At 42.9% G+C, this 19,783-nt stretch carries 22 protein-coding genes; 6 read left to right on the forward strand and 16 right to left on the reverse strand.

Going from position 1 to position 19,783, the window contains the following annotated elements; translation table 11 throughout:
* The first annotated feature begins 238 nt into the window (after positions 1-238).
* Positions 239-1,309 (forward strand): undecaprenyldiphospho-muramoylpentapeptide beta-N-acetylglucosaminyltransferase, encoded by a 1,071-nt coding sequence (locus V1497_RS15645; protein WP_349410851.1) that lies wholly within the window; start codon positions 239-241, stop codon positions 1,307-1,309.
* A 60-nt stretch (positions 1,310-1,369) separates the two neighbouring features.
* Here V1497_RS15645 and V1497_RS15650 read toward each other — a convergent pair whose 3' ends face one another.
* From V1497_RS15650 to V1497_RS15665, 4 genes are all read right to left on the reverse strand, one after another.
* The gene (locus V1497_RS15650; protein WP_349408449.1) at positions 1,370-1,990 is read right to left on the reverse strand and encodes a DedA family protein; all 621 of its coding nucleotides are present in this window, start codon (positions 1,988-1,990) and stop codon (positions 1,370-1,372) included.
* A gap of 175 nt (positions 1,991-2,165) precedes the next feature.
* Positions 2,166-6,512: an alpha-amylase family glycosyl hydrolase gene (locus V1497_RS15655; RefSeq protein WP_349408450.1), complete on the reverse strand. Its 4,347-nt coding sequence runs from the start codon at positions 6,510-6,512 to the stop codon at positions 2,166-2,168.
* A gap of 195 nt (positions 6,513-6,707) precedes the next feature.
* A complete protein-coding gene (locus tag V1497_RS15660) occupies positions 6,708-6,833 on the reverse strand; it encodes a hypothetical protein (RefSeq protein WP_349408451.1) in 126 nt (41 codons plus the stop codon).
* Positions 6,834-6,886: 53 nt separating this feature from the next.
* Positions 6,887-7,081 (reverse strand): hypothetical protein, encoded by a 195-nt coding sequence (locus V1497_RS15665; RefSeq protein WP_349408452.1) that lies wholly within the window; start codon positions 7,079-7,081, stop codon positions 6,887-6,889.
* A gap of 165 nt (positions 7,082-7,246) precedes the next feature.
* Here V1497_RS15665 and V1497_RS15670 point away from each other — a divergent pair, with 165 nt between their 5' ends.
* Both V1497_RS15670 and V1497_RS15675 read left to right on the forward strand, forming a co-directional pair.
* Positions 7,247-7,564 (forward strand): metalloregulator ArsR/SmtB family transcription factor, encoded by a 318-nt coding sequence (locus V1497_RS15670; protein ID WP_349408453.1) that lies wholly within the window; start codon positions 7,247-7,249, stop codon positions 7,562-7,564.
* Between the two features lie 68 nt (positions 7,565-7,632).
* Positions 7,633-8,499: a permease gene (locus tag V1497_RS15675; RefSeq protein ID WP_349410852.1), complete on the forward strand. Its 867-nt coding sequence runs from the start codon at positions 7,633-7,635 to the stop codon at positions 8,497-8,499.
* A 192-nt stretch (positions 8,500-8,691) separates the two neighbouring features.
* On the opposite strand, the gene V1497_RS15680 is transcribed toward V1497_RS15675, so the two are convergent.
* The 5 genes from V1497_RS15680 to V1497_RS15700 all read right to left on the reverse strand — a co-directional run bounded on the left by V1497_RS15680 (position 8,692) and on the right by V1497_RS15700 (position 11,654).
* A complete protein-coding gene (locus V1497_RS15680) occupies positions 8,692-8,976 on the reverse strand; it encodes an iron-sulfur cluster biosynthesis family protein (protein WP_349410853.1) in 285 nt (94 codons plus the stop codon).
* 75 nt (positions 8,977-9,051) lie between these two features.
* Positions 9,052-9,519, reverse strand: a complete 468-nt coding sequence (locus V1497_RS15685; protein WP_349408454.1) for an ArsI/CadI family heavy metal resistance metalloenzyme — start codon at positions 9,517-9,519, stop codon at positions 9,052-9,054.
* A 30-nt stretch (positions 9,520-9,549) separates the two neighbouring features.
* The gene (gene arsC, locus V1497_RS15690; RefSeq protein WP_349408455.1) at positions 9,550-9,969 is read right to left on the reverse strand and encodes an arsenate reductase (thioredoxin); all 420 of its coding nucleotides are present in this window, start codon (positions 9,967-9,969) and stop codon (positions 9,550-9,552) included.
* Positions 9,970-9,995: 26 nt separating this feature from the next.
* A complete protein-coding gene (locus V1497_RS15695; RefSeq protein WP_349408456.1) occupies positions 9,996-11,294 on the reverse strand; it encodes an arsenic transporter in 1,299 nt (432 codons plus the stop codon).
* A gap of 15 nt (positions 11,295-11,309) precedes the next feature.
* Positions 11,310-11,654 (reverse strand): metalloregulator ArsR/SmtB family transcription factor, encoded by a 345-nt coding sequence (locus tag V1497_RS15700; RefSeq protein ID WP_349408457.1) that lies wholly within the window; start codon positions 11,652-11,654, stop codon positions 11,310-11,312.
* Positions 11,655-11,772: 118 nt separating this feature from the next.
* Here V1497_RS15700 and crcB (V1497_RS15705) point away from each other — a divergent pair, with 118 nt between their 5' ends.
* Both crcB (V1497_RS15705) and crcB (V1497_RS15710) read left to right on the forward strand, forming a co-directional pair.
* Complete coding sequence (gene crcB, locus V1497_RS15705) at positions 11,773-12,156, forward strand: fluoride efflux transporter CrcB (RefSeq protein ID WP_349408458.1); 384 nt, start codon at positions 11,773-11,775, stop codon at positions 12,154-12,156.
* Complete coding sequence (crcB, locus tag V1497_RS15710) at positions 12,156-12,509, forward strand: fluoride efflux transporter CrcB (protein WP_349410854.1); 354 nt, start codon at positions 12,156-12,158, stop codon at positions 12,507-12,509. The genes crcB (V1497_RS15705) and crcB (V1497_RS15710) overlap by 1 nt, the downstream gene beginning before the upstream one ends.
* A gap of 54 nt (positions 12,510-12,563) precedes the next feature.
* Here the strand turns inward: crcB (V1497_RS15710) and V1497_RS15715 are convergent, their stop codons facing one another.
* Together V1497_RS15715 and V1497_RS15720 are read right to left on the reverse strand one after the other, a co-directional pair.
* The gene (locus V1497_RS15715; protein WP_349408459.1) at positions 12,564-13,187 is read right to left on the reverse strand and encodes a protein kinase family protein; all 624 of its coding nucleotides are present in this window, start codon (positions 13,185-13,187) and stop codon (positions 12,564-12,566) included.
* Between the two features lie 139 nt (positions 13,188-13,326).
* Positions 13,327-13,746 carry a universal stress protein gene (locus tag V1497_RS15720; RefSeq protein WP_349408460.1) on the reverse strand — a complete coding sequence of 140 codons (420 nt, stop codon included), beginning with the start codon at positions 13,744-13,746 and terminating at the stop codon, positions 13,327-13,329.
* 341 nt (positions 13,747-14,087) lie between these two features.
* On the opposite strand from V1497_RS15720, the gene V1497_RS15725 reads away from it, so the two are divergent.
* The gene (locus V1497_RS15725) at positions 14,088-15,560 is read left to right on the forward strand and encodes a SulP family inorganic anion transporter (RefSeq protein WP_349408461.1); all 1,473 of its coding nucleotides are present in this window, start codon (positions 14,088-14,090) and stop codon (positions 15,558-15,560) included.
* Between the two features lie 49 nt (positions 15,561-15,609).
* On the opposite strand, the gene V1497_RS15730 is transcribed toward V1497_RS15725, so the two are convergent.
* From V1497_RS15730 to V1497_RS15750, 5 genes are all read right to left on the reverse strand, one after another.
* Complete coding sequence (locus V1497_RS15730; protein WP_349408462.1) at positions 15,610-16,281, reverse strand: class I SAM-dependent methyltransferase; 672 nt, start codon at positions 16,279-16,281, stop codon at positions 15,610-15,612.
* A gap of 231 nt (positions 16,282-16,512) precedes the next feature.
* Positions 16,513-17,265 carry a CAP domain-containing protein gene (locus tag V1497_RS15735; RefSeq protein WP_349408463.1) on the reverse strand — a complete coding sequence of 251 codons (753 nt, stop codon included), beginning with the start codon at positions 17,263-17,265 and terminating at the stop codon, positions 16,513-16,515.
* A gap of 226 nt (positions 17,266-17,491) precedes the next feature.
* Positions 17,492-18,595: a DEAD/DEAH box helicase gene (locus tag V1497_RS15740; protein ID WP_349408464.1), complete on the reverse strand. Its 1,104-nt coding sequence runs from the start codon at positions 18,593-18,595 to the stop codon at positions 17,492-17,494.
* 92 nt (positions 18,596-18,687) lie between these two features.
* A complete protein-coding gene (locus V1497_RS15745) occupies positions 18,688-19,116 on the reverse strand; it encodes an OsmC family protein (protein WP_349408465.1) in 429 nt (142 codons plus the stop codon).
* A 14-nt stretch (positions 19,117-19,130) separates the two neighbouring features.
* Positions 19,131-19,694, reverse strand: a complete 564-nt coding sequence (locus tag V1497_RS15750) for a TetR/AcrR family transcriptional regulator (RefSeq protein WP_349408466.1) — start codon at positions 19,692-19,694, stop codon at positions 19,131-19,133.
* Between the last annotated feature and the right edge of the window lie 89 nt (positions 19,695-19,783).

Genomic DNA, 19,783 nt, shown 5'->3' on the forward strand with positions numbered 1-19,783 from the left:
TTTGAAAACACGCAAAACAACAAAGAAGATGAAACCAACAACCATTCATTATATAATAGGTGTCAGGCACCTTCGGAGAAGCGTTGGGAGAGTAGGCGCAAGAATTGGTGTCAGACACCAATCGAAACTGCTTGTGAGAGTAAGCGCAGTGATTGGTGTCTGACACTGATTGAGATGCTCTGGGAGAGTAAGCGCCATTTTCAGTGCCTGACACTGTCTAATCTATAAAGGATGATGTATTATGAAGCGTATTCTATTAACAGGTGGGGGGTCTACTGGGCACGTTGCTGTAAACCTTGCCTTGATTCCGCACTTGAAGCGTAACAATTGGGAGGTCCATTATATTGGATCCCATAATGGTATAGAACGAGAATTGATTGAACCGATCACTGGTGTGACCTATTATCCGATTTCCACAGGAAAACTACGCCGGTATTTTGATTTGAACAACTTCAAGGATCCTTTCCGGGTTGTAAAAGGTGTCACTCAAGCCTATCGCATCCTTCGGAAAGTAAAGCCGAATATCGTTTTTTCAAAAGGCGGCTTTGTATCGGTTCCGGTTATTCTTGCTGCGAGAATGAACAGGACCCCTGTCATTTCGCATGAGTCAGACATGAGTCCTGGTCTTGCCAACAAAATTTCGATGCCTTTTGCTTCCAAGGTATGTGTCACATTCCCTGAGACATTGAAGCATTTACCTGAAGATAAAGGGATCCTCCTTGGTTCAATTGTGAGAGAAGAGCTGCATCAAGGCTCAAAAAGAAAAGGTCTTCATCTCTGTGATTTCACAGAATCAAAGCCTGTCATTCTCGTAATGGGAGGTAGCCAGGGGGCTAAAAAAATAAATGAAACCATTCGCAGTCTTGTTCCAACATTGACGAAAAACTATCAGATCGTCCATCTTTGTGGGAAAGGGAAAGTTGATGAAACGATAAATGTTCATGGATATAAACAATTTGAATATGTGAAGGATGAATTGCCGGATATCCTAGCGATGACAGACCTTGTCGTAACACGAGCTGGTTCAAATTCCATATACGAGTTTCTTGATTTGGAAATTCCGATGATTTTGATCCCTCTCCCTCTCAGCCAGAGCCGAGGCGACCAGATACAGAATGCGGAATCATTTGAAAAACAAGGGTTTGCAGAAGTGCTTCAGGAAGAAGAACTGACTGAGGAATCATTACAATCCTACATTCATAAAACATTCGAGAATCGTGCCCAGTATCAGCGTAATATGCAACGCAGCGAGCAAAGCAATCCTTTGGAAAAGCTTTATGGGTTACTAGAAGAATACAGTAGGAAGTAGTACGATAAAAAAGAGGGTGTACCAACATTTGTTTTGGTCACCCTCTTCTTGTTTATCTTCTTATTTTTTCTGACTTTTCCTCTTTTTACGATTAAAGTACCAGCCGATGAAAAAGACAGCCACAAGTCCTAATCCAACGTAAATGACGGTTGAATAAAGGCTTACATACTGAATGATATCCTTCCAATTCTCCCCTAAAGCAGCGCCGATACTGATCAATAAAATATTCCAAAGGAGCGTCCCTAACGTGGTGAAAACGATGAAAAGGACGAAGCCCATATTTGCCATACCCGCTGGAATTGAAATGACACTTCTCAAAAAGGGCATCATCCGCCCAAAGAAAACCGTCCATTTCCCATAACGATCAAACCAAGCATCAGCACGATAAATATCTTTTTTCTTAATCCGTAATATGTGTCCCCAACGATCCACGATCTTCTCTAGGTTCTCAACATCCAACAGCAATCCCACACCGTAAAGGACAATGGCACCGAAAACCGCTCCACCAGTCGATGCCAGAACGACCCCAAATATGTTCAGATCGGTCGATGTCGTAATAAATCCACTGAAGGGCAGGACGACCTCAGAAGGGATAGGTGGAAAGAGATTTTCTAACGCCATGACGAGGAAAATTCCGAAATAACCATATTGCTCAATGAAATCCGTATACCAGCTCTCCATCTCAGGCTCCTTTATCTCATCTAACTTCTCTCTATATAATCCCCTTCTATCGTGCTCGCAAAACAGGAAATGGAAGTGATCATTTTCAAAGTGCCTGACACCATTTTCAACCCTATGCTGCCGTAAGGAGAAGAAAAAGTGTCAGACACCATAGGTGTCTGACACTTCCCTGGAATTATTCCTTTACTAATGTGAAGGTGATGTTCTTTGTATTCTTTCCTATTGCGCCTCCGTCGTTTTTGAAGATATCGGTTTTGTTCTGTTCAGAAGGTTCAATATGGAGATCGAATCGGTTTTCACCGTTGTCCAGCTTAACCTCATGGCTCCATGTCATATCATCATTGATCGTTACACGCTCACCATTGATCGTAAGGACACCTTGCTTGATGGCATTCCCTTTCAATGTGACCACATCGCCAGAAACGGATTGTCCGTTCGCATGGGAGGTAATCACAACAGGCTGATCGATCCAACGGAGTATCTTGTCTTCTACAACCATCTTGTTGTTACCCTCGTTTTCAACAACTACCTTTAAGTCTGTGCCGATTGCACCGTACCCATAATAACTGACATCATCATCGGTCGGATCATCCGGGGTATGATCGGCGAGACCTTCCTGATCCCACGAATTACCTTTTACATACTTATACGTCAACACTTCTCCCACTTGCATTTCGACTGTATATTCCCAATCAGGTGTAACTGCTCCATTACGGCTCATTTCCCATGCATTTGTATTCCAGCCGTTCAAGCTGTTTGGCATATTCAGCTTTGCATCCAGAGGGGTGTAGTCTGGTGCACTGACCTTGAACGTCACTTCCACCATGACAATATCTGGGGTCACTGACACCGCATTGGAGTCCACTTTGTTCCCGTATTGGTCATAAACACGTACGATATATTTGTATGTCTTACCATTTTCCACACTTAAATCCTTATATTGCGTTTCGCCTGCATCCCAAAGCATATCGATGACTTGTCCATCACGGACGATTGTAATCATGTAGGGATCTTTCGGATTCTTCAAACTCCAGTTCAGGTTCACTTGACCTGATTCTTGGGCTGGTTCTTCTAACGAAACGGCCTCAACCGGAAGTGTCTCATCTTTAGCCTTGTGTACCGTCAAATCCTTTTCTACAGAATAAACCCATTTCCTACCAAGATCTGTAGTGAATGCATATCGGTACTTATATTCCCCAGCTTCCAATGGCAAAAATTCCGCAGAGAAAACATTCGTCCCTGCTTCACCTTGTCCACTATAAGCAGCTTGGATGCTCTCCCACTGCTCTTCACCAGGGTGTTTCACATGGAGTTCAGCTTGCAGACCTTCAGCAAGATCCTCAGCCGTATATGTGCCAATTCCAATACTAACATTTACAATTTTAGGGGCTGATAAATCAAGTTCTGAATCATTTAATTCAGACAGGTCCGCTATTTCATATGTGCCTTCCGTTAAAGGTAGATGAGGAATGACTTCACCAGTCGCTACTTTTAATGATTCGTTACCGTACTCATCGAGAGCTGTTACAGCAAAATAATACTTGCGCCCATTGTCCAAGCCGGTAACTTCTATTGAAGTGTCTTTTGTTGTTTGAACCTTCTTATAAAGCGCTCCTTCAATGTTAGTGATATACACATTGTATGATTGTGATTTTCCTCTCCAAGAAAGTGTTACTTCATTGATTCCTTCCTTGGCGGACAGTTTTTTAACACCTTTTGGTGCTTTCACATTTTTATTCTTTGCAAAAAGCATCTTCCCGCTCATCGCAGGGATGGTTAATGTCACTGTTCCGTTTTCGACTTTAACAGCTTTATATTCCATGAGTTGTTCGTTGAATGCTACGCCATTCAATGCAAAGCCTTTTACATCGACTTGTACAGTTTTTGCTCTGTCACCACGGTTGATGGCAACAATCGCTGATTTTTTATTCAAGCTTCGTCCGTAGACGAATACGTCACCTTCCATATGGAGGTTTTTCAAATCCCCATGAGATAGCAACTCTTGATGTTTCTCGCGGATCTTTCCAAGCTTCTGATAATGTGCAATCAGTTCCTTGTTTTCATTACCCCAAGGATACGTTCTTCGGTCATCTGGATCTTTAGAGCCTGTTACACCAGCTTCATCTCCATAATAAATCGTCGGAGCACCTGGATAACCGAATTGGAAGATCGCTGCAAGTTTCAAACGTTTCAATCCGAGTTCATGGTCATAGTTTTGATCGAACTCAGCACGTTCAGCATTTTCGTTACCGTTCCCTAGCAAGTATACTGCACGGGCTGTATCGTGTGAGCCCATCAAGTTCATCAGGTTATAAAATGCTTCATCCGGATAATCCTCTTCTATCGCAGTCAACTGTTCAGCTGCCCTCTCAGCTTTCCCATTCTTCAAGTAATCAAGCATTGCTCCACGGAATCGATAGTTCATAACCGAATCGTACAGATCCCCGAGGAAGTATTTTGAAGCATCGTCCCAGATTTCACCAAGAATCAACGGATCATCATTTGTTTTCGTTTCCGTCGCTTTGATTTCGTCACGGAATTGTCTCCAGAATTCCGTATCAACCTCATTGGCAACGTCCAAACGCCAACCAGATCCCCCGCGTTCAAGCCAGGATTTTGCCACAGAATCTTGATTATACATAATGTAATTTGCGAACTGTTCATTGTTCAGCTCAGAATCATACGGTACAGCTTTCCCCGGTACTGACGCAATTTCTGGTAAACTGTCGAATCCCCACCAAGCTTGGTAGTCATACCGTTCGTTCGGTGTCCCTACATCTACTTTTCTATTTTCGATGTTGAACCAATTGTGGAACCCATAATCACTGAACACTTGGCCTTGTTGTAAAAACTCTTTCTCTACTCTTTCCTTTGCAGCCTCCTCAGACAAGCCTTCTTGATTCATATAATCATAGATACTTGCCCAATATTCATAAGCTCCGACAGTTTCATATTTTCCATAACGGTCAAAATAGATGGAATCATCTCCCACGTGATTGAACACGCCATCGAGAATGAGGTGCATATCGCGTTTCTTCAACTCATCTGTGAATTGCTTGAATTCCTCTGGTGAGCCGAACATTGGGTCGACCGCTTTAAAATCTGTAGCATCATACTTATGGTTTGATGCTGCATGGGCAACTGGATTCAAGTAAATCGTGTTTACACCGAGAGATTCGATATAGTCTAATTTATCCTGAACCCCTTTAATGTCGCCACCAAAGAAATCGTTACTCCAAATCCCATCGCCTTCATAGTTCGAATCGTCTGCTAGACGTGGATTATCAGGGAGTTCTGTCCAGTCCTGATGCTCGATTGGCTCAAGGCCACGTGCATATTTCTTTGCATCATCGTTTTTCTTATTCCCATTGTAAAAACGATCTGGGAAAATTTGATACACGACAGCTTCCTTCATCCAGTCCGGTGTTGTGTAGCCAGGTTCATACACAGTCAGTTGGAAGAAGTCGAGCACGTTATCGCCAGCTCGGCCAGTCTTCCCTTGAGCGGTATCTTCTCCATATTCTTTGATGGTCTCGCCGTCTTTCGCAATAAACTTATATCCGTATACACCCTTTTCAGTCGGGGTAAACACGGCTTCCCAATAATCCCGCTCACCTTTACCTTCAACTTCTGTCCAACCGACCTTCTCCATTTTGATGAGTTCGGAATTTCCGGATGTATAATTTTTCATGAGGACATTGGCTCCAGTCAAGTCACCTTTTGCTGCCTCAAGTCGTAATTTGACCTCTTTTCCCGTTTCGAGGGCGCCAAAGGGGCTACGGTATAGCTCGTCCCATGTATTGTGGTAAAGCTGCTCCGTACTAATAAGCCCATCTGGTCCTGAGCCTTCGTAGTCGGTGTACACTTCCTTCGTTTCATGGTTGTAGAAGAATGTAACTTCACGATCTTTCGTCACATTCAATTTGACGTTATCTTTAGGGTATTCTACTCCCCAACCATTTCCGAGAACCACCTTGAATTCATAGATCCCTTTCGGTACATTCGCTTTAAACTCATAGACATTGTCATGGTTTTCATCGGATAATAGTGCGGTTGATGTACCTGGAGACCATTCATCTCCAGCCCCAATCACCGGTTGGATGGTCCCGGCGAGACGCGGCATTTGATCATCGGTCATAATGGTCGTCACATGCGTTTTATCGTTATAGACAAAGAGCACTTCCTTCTGCTCACTTAAGCTGAAGGTCATATTCTGACCCCCTGCCTCGCCATTTTCACCGTAGTTTTCATCCCATGTACCATTGATAGCTACCTTATACTCGTATGTACCTGCATTCAGCACCTTCTTCAAATAGTACATATCATTTTCAGAAGACGCCATTTTAAACTCATCAGAAGCAGGGTTCCAGAATGTTGGATCCCCATCCGTTCCAAAGCTTCCGACAATCCGTACTGTACGGTCGGCAGCTTCAGCATTTTGTGACATATAGCTACTTAAGCTCTGAATGATGAGCAATAGCACCATAAGTGACATAAAAACCTTTGAACGCTTTATTTTCATAAAGATCTCCCCTCCATATCGTTTCGAAATAGGTTGTGAAAACGTTTGCACAAACCTTAAAAAAAGAGGGTTGCAAACCTTGATCTGCAACCGCTTTCATTTAAGTATACTGAATTTTCGATTGACTTTAAATAGGACAAAGTGCATATATTACCAAATTAAAAGAGGGGACCGTAATGGTCCCCTCTAAAAGTTTTAGCAACATGTTTCGTTTTGTTCCTCAGTGTTATCCTGGTACTGAAGTTGTTCATCCTTTTCTAGAGTAGAAGTCTCTTCTAGAGGTACTTCTTTGAATTCAATTCCACAGCATCTTTTACTCATTGTAATCATCTCCTTTTTTCATCAATTATTTTTGATTAATATTACAAAAGATTTCAGCATGCACAGTGGCACTCACAATCATCAACTGACTTGTTTAAATTCAATTTCAATACCGAAGTCAGCCGAGATTGTAATTTACTCCAATACGTTTCTTTCTTACCAGTGTGAATTTGTTTTGCGTTTGAAATACGTTCAAGTTGTTTTTTTCGCTCATTCATTTCGGTTTCCAAGGAATAAAAATCCAACATATGGTTCATCTCCTTATATCAAATTTTATTGATTAATTTGATTATATGCCCCTTTGATCCGGAATGCAACTATTAAATCAATTTTTTTTGATTATTTTTATTGCGATTTAAGCAAACACATATTATACTTACCTTAATCAAATAAATTTGATCGAGGTGAATGAATTGAAGGATATCGAATTGACGGATCAATCCCTTCCCAAAGTGTTTGAAAAATACGAAGGCAAATTCAAAGCACTGGCAGATGATAAACGGCTGAAAATCATGTATTTGCTCACCCAAAAAGGTGAGATTTGCGTATGCGACCTTGTTGATATGATGGAAATGCCTCAATCTAAACTTTCCTATCATCTGAAGATTCTGCTTGATGCAGGAATCATCAAACGAGAAACACGAGGCACCTGGAGTTATTACCAGTTGAATCAGGAGGAAGTGAATCACTTATTATCAGAGGAGCTTTGTTGTCTATTCAGACCTTCTTGATGAGAGAAGGTCTTTTTAGAAATTTATTAATCAATTTTTTTTGATTTAAAAAGAAGGGATCGATGATTATGTGGATTGAAACAATGAAAAGCTTTCTATGGATTGCGTTAGAATTGACGATTTTATTTGTAGTCATTTCCTTTGTCATCAGTCTTCTGCAAGGATACATTCCTTATAAGAAGATTGAAAAGATGATGGTGGGGCGTCATAAATTAACTGCAGCCTTTGTAGCCGTATTTTTTGCTTTCATAACACCATTCTGTTCCTGTTCCACCATTCCTGTCGTGGTCAACATGCTGAAGAAGAAACTTCCCTTCAACATTGTCATGGTTTTCCTATTCGCATCACCTGTCCTTGATCCGACGATTTTGACCATCATGGGTGTTATCCTGGGTTGGAAGGTGACCATCCTCTACGTAATCGTGACGACTACACTATCCATCCTAATCGGGTTTTCACTCGGAGCACTCGGGTTTGAGAGAGCAGTGAAAAATGTCGTGATATCAGGTTATGAGGAGAAAAATCAGAAATTCAACTTCCGCTATGCGTTACGAGAAACGTGGAATTTGATGAAAAGTGTGTATCCTTACTTGATCATTGGTGCTGGAATTGGAGCCATCATTCATGGCACTGTCCCTTCTGAATGGATCTCCGGCTTGTTCGGCAAGGATGCCTGGTGGCTCATACCGGTAGCAGCCATCGTCGGGATTCCACTCTACATCCGATTATCAAGTATGATCCCGATCTCTCAGGTATTGATTGCAAAGGGGATGGCGCTCGGACCCGTCATGGCCATGATGATCAGTTCAGCCGGAGCAAGTCTTCCTGAGGTGATTTTACTGAAATCCATCTTCCGAAAAGAGCTTGTTATCACCTTCGTCATTTCCGTCATCGCCATGTCCACCATATCCGGATTCATCTTCTACCTCGTGTAGGTCTATTTACCTATAGTGTCAGGCACCATCTCTGAACGCACGTCTCGCAAGGGAACTGAGATGGTGCCTGACACCACCTCAGAACCCGCTCCCCATAAGGCTTCTCTGTGAGTGCCTGACACTCTAAAAATGACACTAAAAAATGCCCGGCTTCACACAGTTGTGAAGCCGGGCATTATCATTTCTTTCGTTTTAGCAGCAGTCTTCCTGTCCGAGGAACACGAGGCCTGCTCCTTGTTCAGTTTGCTGGAAGTCTACGGTTAAATCCTCGGTATATGAAACGATACGTTCATCGATTGATACACGGATTCCATTCAGTTCTTCAACTTTGTCATTCTCTTGAGGCTCATCCAGAGCCATTCCCATTTTGGGACCGCCTCAGCCCATGCCTGCAAAATAAATCCGAATGCCGTTTGCACCGTGCTGATGAAGGATCCCTTCAATCGCTTGCTTTGCGTTATCTGTAATTTGCACTATTCTTCCCCCTGACTTACAAAAATATAGCCCCTCTTAGTGTAGAGTATTCCGATACATTCCTCAACGTTAATCGACTTATTTTTTTGGGGAAGTCATTTCTATCGTTATCGGCTGAGGCTTTGGTGGTGCACAACAGAGCGACATGTCACGCGCCTCCCCAGCAGATTCGAATTCAGAATCCTCTTTTGTATAAAAGATCTCCCATGCGTTCCCGTCAGGATCGTAAACCCACACTTTGTCTTGGACAGCATAGCAGCAGGTCGTATCCATTTCATCAATCAAGAGAAGACCTGATTCCCTCAATCGCTCGCCCATTTTCAAGACATCTTCTGTATTGTCCACTTGGAAACCTAAGTGGTTTAAGACACCTTCTTTATTGAAATCACGAACATTCAAAGAAAAATGAAGAGCAGGTTGCTCAAGCTCGAATTTCGCATAGTTCTCTTTCACTTTCGTCGGCTCAGCGCCAAAGAAACTTTTATAAAAGGCTAGTGACTTTTCAAGGTCACTGCAATTAACTGCAACGTGCATCCGGTTAATCATACGATCCTCTCCCTTTGTAAGATTGACGTTTTACTTTCCTTCCTTTGCAAACTTCTGGATACGTTCTTCGATTTCACCACGGACACGTTGGAAAAAGGCCCATTTTTCTTCCTCTGTACCTTCTGCTTTTGCCGGATCGTCAAAGCCCCAGTGATCTCTTTTCACATGTTTTGGTGTAGTCGGACATTTATCCGCTGCATCGCCACAAAGTGTTACGACCAAATCTGCTTTATTTAATATCTCAGGATCAATGATATCTGAGGTTTGATCGGTGATGTCGATTTCGACTTCTTTCATTGCTTTCACGGCATTCGGATTCAGACCGTGTGCTTCAATTCCTGCAGAATAGACGTCGTACTTGTCACCTAGATATTTTTTTCCGAACCCTTCTGCCATTTGACTGCGGCAAGAATTTCCTGTGCATAAGAAGTAGATGATCGGTTTAGACATTTATAAAAACTCCTTTAATTGTTAGTTTATGTGATGATCAATAGCCAGATATACAGGCCAGTTAATGTAATGAACAAGGTCGGAACAGTCAGAATGATTCCAATTTTGAAGTAATAGCCCCAGGAGATTTTCACTCCTTTCAACGATAAAACGTGAAGCCAGAGCAATGTTGCAAGCGACCCGATCGGTGTAATTTTCGGACCTAAATCTGAACCGATGACATTGGCATAAATCAACGCTTCTCTCACAGCACCACTCGTTTCGGTATCCTGGATGGCCAACGCATCGATCATGACAGTCGGCATATTGTTCATAACCGATGATAAGATCGCAGCAATGAATCCCATTGATAGGGTGGCAACATATAACCCCTGATCCGCAGCTGCCTCAATGACAGAAGCTAATACGTCAGTCAGTCCTTCGTTACGTAGACCGTAAACGACGACATACATCCCGATTGAGAAAAAGACGATCGCCCACGGAGCTCCTTTAACGACTTTTTTCGTTTCAACAGCAGGACTTCTCCTTGCCATGAACAAAAAGAAAATCGCAATGATCCCCGCAATTATGGACACTGGTATAGCTAGGAATTCACTTGCAAAATAACCTGCTAACAAAATCCCAAGCACCAGCCATGATAGTTTAAACATTTTTCGATCTCGGATCGCTTCTGCCGGCTTTTTCAATTGGGTTGCATCATAGTGCATTGGAATGTCTTTTCTGAAAAACAGGTAAAGGACTGCGATGCTCGCAATAATCGAGAAAAAGTTCGGTACGACCATTCGTGACGCATATTCGACAAATCCAATATCGAAGACGTCTGCAGAAACAATGTTCACCAGGTTACTGACGATGAGTGGTAACGAAGTCGTATCAGCAATGAAACCGCTCGCCATGATGAAAGGAAGGATCATCCTCTCCTTGAAGTTCAGCGCCCGGACCATTGCTAGTACAATCGGCGTTAAAATGAGTGCCGCACCGTCGTTTGCAAAGAAAGCAGCAACAACCGCACCGAGAATCGTGACATAAACAAACATCTTCACGCCGTTTCCTTTAGCGACACGAGCCATATGTAGTGCGGACCATTCAAAAAATCCGATCTCATCTAAAATAAGTGAAATGATAATGATGGCTATGAATGCAAGTGTCGCATTCCAGACGATTTCGGTCACCGCTACGACATCGCCAAAATCAACAACGCCTACGAGCAGGGCCAATAACGCTCCCCCGCATGCGGACCAGCCGATCCCTAAACCCTTCGGCTGCCAGATCACAAGTATTAAGGTAAGAATAAAAATCAATATTGAGAAGATGACTGATAACAAATTGTAAACCTCCAATTAATCACAACAAACACGAAGTCCCGCTTCATCTAATTCCTTTAATTGAATCCTGGAATCCGGGACGTATTCTAGAATGTCTTTCACTAATGGATAACCACTATACTCTTCATTAATCGAATAAAAAATCCATTGTCCTTTTCTTTTTTCCTTCACAAGGTCTGCGTCTCTCAGCTTTCTCAAGTGTTGGCTGATTGCTGGTTGGCTCATTTTTATGATTTCAACGAATTCACAAACGCAACATTCGCGCACATTCAAAAGCCCCATAATTGTCAGGCGTGTTTTGTCCCCTAACAATTTCAGAGTGTGAGCCATGTCACTGGTAGGAATCCCCTTGTTGTTCATCCTGTATTCACCTCACTCCCCATTATCATATAAGCATATACTTATATACGCAAGTGGAAAGTATTTCACTCTTGATTATGGTACATTAAGAAAAACGTGAAGGTAAACGAGGTGCAACATGAATTTATTATGGGTGATGCTTGGTGGATTTTTCGGTGCGATTGCACGTTATACGCTTGGGGAATGGATGCCAGCCGCGAATGGTTTTCCAGTTGGAACAATGAGTGTAAATTTAATCGGTTGTTTGTTCCTCGGATGGTTCACAGCCTTTATCAGCTATCGTAAAAATACATCCAGCGTGATTCCTTTACTTGTTGGCACTGGTTTCACAGGCTCTTTCACAACATTTTCTACGTTCTCTGTAGAGACATTCCAATTACTTGAACAGCAGTTTTATTTTATGGCTTTTCTTTATGTTCTAGGAAGCCTTACAATCGGAATCCTTCTCGCATTCGCTGGTTACAGGCTCGGGTTCCAATCAGAGCGAGGTGAACACCATTGATGATTTTAATCGGACTTGGAGGTATGTTGGGCGCAGCAGGCAGATACATGGTCGGGAATTATTTCAAGAGGGAAAATCCAGATGCCACCACAGGAACTTGGCTTGTGAATATTGCAGGATCTTACATACTCGGTGTTCTTGCCGCGGCACATGTTTCCGGAAACCTATCTGAATGGATATGGTACTTCATGGGTATCGGATTTTGTGGAGCTTTTACGACCTTTTCAACCTTCAGTGTGGAAGTTATGAAAATGCTTCAAAGCGAACATTGGAGGAAAGCCGTCCACTATATCACTTCCTCTGTCCTACTTGGACTCGTTGCTGCAACGGCCGGTTTCTTTCTCTTGAAATGAATGGAACAAGAAAAGTTTAATGCATTCAACACAAAAAAGACATCCTGTTGGATGTCATTTTGATAAGCGCAATGAACGGAATGGTATGATGATTTTTTTATAGAGAAAAGCGACTGTATCAATTAACGGCTTGGGGATTCGCTTGAAAATAAAATATTTCCTCTGATAAATACGCTGGTGCGCCTCTCTTAGATCATCCCACTGGTGACAAACTTTATCCTGTGTAAAGCGGACCACATCTATGACTTTGACTGTTCCATCTTTCGTATACAGAAGGTTTTGCAGATGGATATCTGATGGGTTCAATCCTTGTTGTCGTGCAAAAGATAGTGCCTCTTCCACTTTCTCGACCATTTCATCCGTAATCGGAATCCCTTTCTGCAGGCACTGGTAAAAGGTCATGCCTTCAATATAATCCATCACGAGATAGTTCGGTCCGACTTCGTATACGTTTGGAAAGTAAGGACACCCCTTCAATCGTTTATAGATGTCTCCCTCTTGCTTTGCCAAATGCTCGAACTCCTCAAAGAAAATCTTGATGGCACAACCATTTCCTTCATCCAGGAAGACGAAAGCACTTCGGCCTTTACCAATCAATGTATACTGTGAAGGTTTTTGTATCAACTGATTCGATTGTATGATCACTTGATCCACGAGATTATGAGGTGTGGGCTGCATCGCAATACCCCTCTATCGTTTTGAAATTTGGTATAGACAGGCTGAATCTATCTATATGCTTAAAACGATTCGAAAATGAACTCGGGATTTGTTCGGTTAAGAAGAAAATTGCAAGAAATGGAACCGATTGTGAGGTGAATTATTTTACAATCATGACCGGGCACTGGACACGCTTTGCCACCTTGTGACTCACACTACCAAGCACCATCTCCTGGAAGGTATTCAATCCTCTGCTACCGATGACAACCAAGTCATAGGCTTGATCATTCGCATGCTTAACGATCGTAGGACCCGGTTCACCTCTCAACACTTTCACTTCGTAGTTGATTTTATGAGTACGAAGGATGTCCTCCGTTGTTTGCAGACGTTGCTTTCGTTTCTCTTCAATCGCTTCCTTACTTCCTTCAGATAGAACATCTGATTTAGAGGTCGCACCATCGATGACATATACAATCGTCACTTTTGCTTGTTGATTGGCATTTGCAATAATACTGGCTTTCTCAGCGGCTCTCATAGCATGTTCGGAACCATCTGTTGCTAATAAGATCTGGGTAAACATAACGACCTCCTCCTAACCACAACTACTCTCCTTGAAGTAATTTAATTTTCTCACTTTTTAAATAACTTTACAATCTTTTTACAATATACCAGTTATCTCCTAAATGCAAATTTATCAAGTTGCCCCCTCTGGAAGAGCATGCTGTCGAAAACAGAAGAAAAAAGGATAAGTACGCGCTTTCCTGCGATTATCCTTCATTATGAATCGATGTTATAATCCGTATGTTCACAACGGCCCCGACTTTCATGAGAGTTGAAAGTCACATTTAAAAGAACAGCCTAAGCACGATAAGTGCTGAAGCAAATCAAAGCAACAAAATAAAAGAGAGGTGCAAAATTCTTTTGAACGTACAAAAATTACAACAAGAATGGTTTGGCAACATTCGTGGTGATATCCTAGCGGGTATCGTCGTTGCATTAGCCTTGATTCCCGAAGCCATTGCCTTTTCAATCATTGCTGGGGTCGATCCGATGGTAGGACTTTACGCATCGTTTTGTATCGCAGTTGTGATTGCATTTGTAGGTGGTCGACCTGGAATGATTTCTGCAGCGACCGGTGCAATGGCACTCCTGATGACGACGCTCGTTGCCGACCATGGTTTACAATATCTTTTAGCCGCTACGATTTTGACTGGCGTCATCCAACTGTTGATGGGTGTCTTAAAGCTGGGTAAAGTGATGAAGTTCATCCCGAAATCCGTCATGGTCGGATTTGTGAACGCGCTAGCGATTTTGATCTTTATGGCTCAGCTTCCTCACTTTGTTGGTGAGACATGGATCATGTATGTAATGGTAGCTGGAGCTTTAGCAATCATTTATCTTTTACCTCGATTTACCAAGGCTGTCCCTTCACCGCTCATCGCAATCATTGTAATGACAATCATTGCCGTTACAACTGGAGCAGGTGTGCGAACAGTCGGCGATATGGGTAACTTGACAAGTGAATTACCGATATTCCTATTGCCCGATATACCTTTGAATTTTGAAACTTTGAAGATCATCTTCCCATATTCTTTCGCATTAGCGATTGTGGGACTGCTTGAGTCTCTTCTTACGGCTCAAATCGTAGATGATATGACAGATACAGAAAGTGACAAGAACAGAGAAGCGAAGGGTCAAGGAACTGCAAACATCGTAGCTGGATTTTTCGGAGGAATGGCTGGTTGTGCCATGATTGGACAATCTGTCATCAACGTAAAATCAGGTGGCCGAGGTCGCCTATCAACGTTGGTAGCTGGTGTCGTCTTGATGCTCTTGATCATCGTATTCCAAAATGTACTTGTACAAATTCCAATGGCCGCGTTAGTTGGCGTCATGATCATGGTATCCATTGGAACATTTGATTGGTCTTCACTTACGAAACTGCATGTTATGCCGAAGACAGACGCAGCTGTTATGGTCGTTACGGTTGTAACCGTCGTCTTTACACACGACCTATCCAAAGGAGTTTTGGCCGGTGTCATCTTGAGCGCCATCTTCTTTGCTGCTAAAATTTCAAAGGTCCATGTGGATACGAAAATTGACGACCACATCAATTCGAAAACGTACCATGTACGTGGGCAACTCTTCTTCGCCTCCGTTACAGATTTCGTTGCGAAGTTCGACTTCAAGGATAATGTCGACACGGTCATCATCGATTTCACCCATGCACATTGCTGGGATGATTCAGCAGTCGGTGCCGTCGATAAAATCGTCCTGAAATACAAACAAAACGGTATCCCAGTTAAAATTATCGGACTTAATGCCGACAGCCACCAGCTGATTGACAAGCTTGCGGTATATAACAAAACTGGCGCTAACATCGCAAACCATTAAAACACTGAAGTAGAAAAGGTGCGGAACCTAACAAATAGGCTCCGCACCTTTATTTTTTTCTGGTTGCAAACGCATAGAGGTACGATAGTGCGGACTTCGCAACCCAATTCTCTCCGAGAAGATCAATGATTTTTGGGTAGGGGCTGTGTGCACCTGTGTACACCCCGAAGTTTTCCTTATGTTCGAACTCGTGGTCATCAAGGAGCTGATGAAGTTCCCATGGCATCATCATATTATGAACGACAAAGTTACCATAAAGTCGATCATAACCGTGTGATCGAGGATTTGCATAGGGACCCAAGGTGACCGCTACAAAGTCTCCTGCTGGCTTCAAAACACGATGGGTTTCTTTGATCAGTTGGTGAGGTTCATCGGTCCATTCAAGGGAAGTACATGCAAATACCACATTAAATACTTCATCCTGGAATGGCAGACGATTATCGTTGCTTTTGAATACTTCCACTCCACGTTCAGTCGCTTTTTGAATCATATTAGGTGAATGGTCCGTCCCTACTGCATGATGCCCTTTCTCTATCATCAGGCTCGTGCTGATCCCAGGACCACACCCTAAATCCAAAATACATTTCGGCTCATCTCCAATAAAGTGGAAAAAGAACTCCAAAATGGTCGCCCTTGGACCATCTTTCCATAAGGTCTCCATTTCATCCCACCAGATCGCATGTTCATCCCACCGGTCGACACTCCTTTTTGCCCAATTCAAATCTGCCGCCCCCTCTCCGATCGATAGAAAACTACTCTAAAATAACGATATGCAAGGAACGAGCATCCTATTAGTGTCTGACACTTTTCAAAGACCTTGCGACGCAAAGGTCCTTTGACAGTGTCAGACACCAATCCAAACCTCTTCTCCTGCAACGCTTCCGTGAAAGTGCCTGACACTCAAAAAAAGAGACTGGATAATTATCCAGTCTCTTCCTTTATTGAGAAGTTGTTATTTCTCGATGAACATTTGGGTCCAGTAGGAACCTTGGTTTCCACCTGTCGAGTAACCGACCCCGATATGAGTCAGCTCGCCATTCATGATGTTACGTCGGTGTCCAGGACTGTTCATCCAGTCTTTCACAACCTGTTCAGCGGATCGCTGCCCTGCTGCGATGTTTTCAGCAGCGGATTGATAAGATACCCCGAACTCCTGCATCATCTGGAATGGTGATCCATAGTTCGGTGAGTTATGTGAGAAGTAACCATTCTCTAACATATCGTCGGATTTCGCTTGGGCTACCTGAGAAAGCTTCGTATGGGCTTTCAACTTCGGAAGTCCCTTTTTCGCTCTTTCCTGGTTCGTCAGATCAATGACTTCTCGTTCCACTTGGCTGATGGTTTGCCCATCACCATTTGGTAGGTTCTGTTGCTGTCTATCCCCTTGTTGGGGAGCAGCTTGTTGATTGTTACCACGATCTGCAGGCATACCTCCACCGTATTGACCACGGTACTGCGGACCATTTCCTCGCATTTCCCCAGAAAACGGAATTTCTAATCGATAACGTTCTTGCCCTCCATACCAAATCGGACGGAAACGGTCATTATTTAACCGTGTACGAAGGTCATCATTGTTGTTACGATTATAATCGACCGTTTGTAATTGCATACCTTCTTCTGTGTTATTGTTCTCTGTATTACACCCTGCCAATACACCGATTGACATAAGTGCAGTCAGACTCAGGGTTACGATCTGTTTCTTCATGCATCGATCTCCTTTATTTGAAGGTTTTATGCCTTATTAATGTTTGCATGAACAACAGAAAACAAACGGAGAAACACTTGGGGTAAGGGGAAAATAACGGAAAATATATAGAGCATGATTTACCTCGATCGGAGAAAAAATAACGAATAACCCTTACATCCAAATTGATTTGATTTGAAAAAAAAACAAAAAAATCCGCAAAACTGCGGATTCCTTAAAATGCAAACTACGATTTACGCTTGATTTGATAATCGATTCCTCGTTCAATCTGGGTGAGAAGAGGTACATCTTTCGGAGCGATGAATGTAATTGCGACACCGCTTTCTCCTGCTCGGCCTGTACGTCCGATCCTGTGGATGTAACTGTCTGAGTCAAGCGGGACATCGTAATTAAAAACATGGGTCACCCCTTCAACATCAAGACCACGTGCAGCAACATCCGTCGCAATCAGCAAATGGATGTGTCCCTCACGGAAACGGTGCATCACATCTTCACGTTGGGCTTGAGTCATACCCCCATGCAGCTTTTCCGTCAAATAGCCTTTCTCTTGAAGTGCAAAGTGCAGTTTATCCACTCTACGCTTCGTCCTGCAAAAGATAATCGCAAGTAAGGGCTTCTCTGCCTTCATTGATTGGAGAAGAGACTGTTGCTTTTTACGGTCTGTCGTTTCAATGACGAATTGCTCAATGTCCTGGACATGCATCTCTTCAGCTTCTACGGATATCCACTCAGGATCTTTTGAATACCGGTTAACGATTTGAAGAACCTCTTCCGGCATCGTCGCTGAAAAAAGTGCGGTTTGTCGGGTCTTAGGGGTAACATTGATTATGGATTCGATGTCATCCAGAAAACCGATCTGCAGCATTTGATCAGCTTCATCAATGACCAGCATTTCAAGCTTTGACAGGTCAATCGTGCCTCTTTTTAGATGATCGAGCAATCTACCCGGAGTGGCGACAACAATATCGACTTTTCCATCCAATACTCTAAGCTGCCGATTGATGTCCTGGCCCCCATAAACAGCCAGAACACGAATATCCAGTCCATATACAAGCTTCTCCAACTCCATCGTAACTTGTAAGGCCAACTCCCTGGTTGGTGTAATGATCAACGATTGAACATCGTTCGTCTCTTTTTCCATTCTTTCAAGCATCGGCAATAAATAAGCGAATGTCTTACCCGACCCTGTCTTTGCCTTCGCAACCAGATCCTTATTGGCCAACAACAGAGGAATGGTTCTTAGTTGAATAGGTGTAGGATTCGTTATGCCTTGTTCAGTCAACTTTTCTCTATATGCAGATGAAATCCCTAGCGTCTTGAATGTCTTCATTTCTTCACCGTTTCTATATAAGTCATAACCTTAGGGTACTCCACTTTTTCGTAAAAGTAAAAAGCCCCTTCAATGAAGGGACTTCCAGGTCGTTAAGCTTTTACCCAATTCGGTACCATTTCCACATCTGCCGCAACCATCGTTGTGTAAATCGGGCAGCGGCGATCGACAATTTTTTGGAGCTCGTCGATCCGTTCTTGCGACTCACTTGTTTGCACTTTTGCATTGACGGTAATCTTTTGGAAGTATGGGCGGACACTTTCATCCCCCATCATTCCTTTCGGATCAATATCGCCATTGATTTCAAATTCAATGCCTTGTAGGTCGAAGTCAATCTCCTTTGCAACAAAGTTAGCAATTGCATTCTCACATCCAGCAAGAGAAATGAGCAATGTCGCAAGCGGATTTCCACCTTCGTCTGTTCCACCCATGTTCGCTGGTTCATCAATCACAACAGTGTGTTGGTGGGATTGTCCTTTTGTATTCATTCCTTTAGATACAGCAGTAATTTGTTCAATCATCGGTCATTCTCCTTTCAAACCTTCAAATATTGTGCTCGGATATTTTCAATCACATTCTTCAAAACCGATTGATCCTGGAAGTTCTTCATCAGCAGGATTCCCCCTTCGATCTGGGCAACAATGCCTTGCGCATGACGCTTCGCATCCTTCTCTCCAACTTGATCTCTCAGGATTTCCTCCAAACGTTGAATCCATTGTTCAAACAGCTCATTCACCTTTGTGCGGAAAGTCTCGTCATGCTCACTCATTTCAAGTGCCAGGTTTCCGAACGGGCACCCATGGAAGCATGCAACATTTTCATGGTAAGAGACCGCCCAGTCAAGCATACAAGAGAGCTTCTCATCCGATGTCTTCTCTGACTCAAGAATCCCCTTGATGAGGTTTTGTTCCCAATCGTGGACGATATGGTCGATAACAGCAATACCAAGATCCCTCTTCGAAGAGAAATAATGATAAAACTGTCCTTTACCAATACCTGCAGCTTTTAAAATGTCACTCAGCTTCGTATTTTCATATCCTTTTGAATGGATCAATTCAGAAGCTGCTCTTATGATTTGCTCTTTTTTATTTATCATCATTCATCACCTGTATCATCGATCATTTCCCAACTGTCAAAACCGACCAGTCGGTACAATCAACGATAGCACACTGAAATTGGTCTATTCAA

Origin of the sequence: Pseudalkalibacillus sp. SCS-8, from assembly GCF_040126055.1 — a bacterium.
GTDB classification, from domain to species: domain Bacteria; phylum Bacillota; class Bacilli; order Bacillales; family Fictibacillaceae; genus Pseudalkalibacillus; species Pseudalkalibacillus nanhaiensis.

Excerpts from the sequence above, each read along its gene's own strand:
- V1497_RS15660 (WP_349408451.1), bottom strand. The coding sequence starts at position 6,833 with ATGAGTAAAAGATGCTGTGGAATTGAATTCAAAGAAGTACCTCTAGAA.
- V1497_RS15655 (WP_349408450.1), bottom strand. The coding sequence starts at position 6,512 with ATGAAAATAAAGCGTTCAAAGGTTTTTATGTCACTTATGGTGCTATTG.
- V1497_RS15735 (WP_349408463.1), bottom strand. The coding sequence starts at position 17,265 with ATGAAGAAACAGATCGTAACCCTGAGTCTGACTGCACTTATGTCAATC.
- V1497_RS15715 (WP_349408459.1), bottom strand. The coding sequence starts at position 13,187 with ATGCAGCCCACACCTCATAATCTCGTGGATCAAGTGATCATACAATCG.
- V1497_RS15650 (WP_349408449.1), bottom strand. The coding sequence starts at position 1,990 with ATGGAGAGCTGGTATACGGATTTCATTGAGCAATATGGTTATTTCGGA.
- V1497_RS15685 (WP_349408454.1), bottom strand. The coding sequence starts at position 9,519 with ATGATTAACCGGATGCACGTTGCAGTTAATTGCAGTGACCTTGAAAAG.
- V1497_RS15675 (WP_349410852.1), top strand. The coding sequence starts at position 7,633 with ATGTGGATTGAAACAATGAAAAGCTTTCTATGGATTGCGTTAGAATTG.
- V1497_RS15745 (WP_349408465.1), bottom strand. The coding sequence starts at position 19,116 with ATGATTGAACAAATTACTGCTGTATCTAAAGGAATGAATACAAAAGGA.
- crcB (WP_349410854.1), top strand. The coding sequence starts at position 12,156 with ATGATTTTAATCGGACTTGGAGGTATGTTGGGCGCAGCAGGCAGATAC.
- V1497_RS15750 (WP_349408466.1), bottom strand. The coding sequence starts at position 19,694 with ATGATGATAAATAAAAAAGAGCAAATCATAAGAGCAGCTTCTGAATTG.
- V1497_RS15665 (WP_349408452.1), bottom strand. The coding sequence starts at position 7,081 with ATGTTGGATTTTTATTCCTTGGAAACCGAAATGAATGAGCGAAAAAAA.
- V1497_RS15740 (WP_349408464.1), bottom strand. The coding sequence starts at position 18,595 with ATGAAGACATTCAAGACGCTAGGGATTTCATCTGCATATAGAGAAAAG.
- V1497_RS15720 (WP_349408460.1), bottom strand. The coding sequence starts at position 13,746 with ATGTTTACCCAGATCTTATTAGCAACAGATGGTTCCGAACATGCTATG.
- V1497_RS15700 (WP_349408457.1), bottom strand. The coding sequence starts at position 11,654 with ATGAACAACAAGGGGATTCCTACCAGTGACATGGCTCACACTCTGAAA.
- arsC (WP_349408455.1), bottom strand. The coding sequence starts at position 9,969 with ATGTCTAAACCGATCATCTACTTCTTATGCACAGGAAATTCTTGCCGC.
- crcB (WP_349408458.1), top strand. The coding sequence starts at position 11,773 with ATGAATTTATTATGGGTGATGCTTGGTGGATTTTTCGGTGCGATTGCA.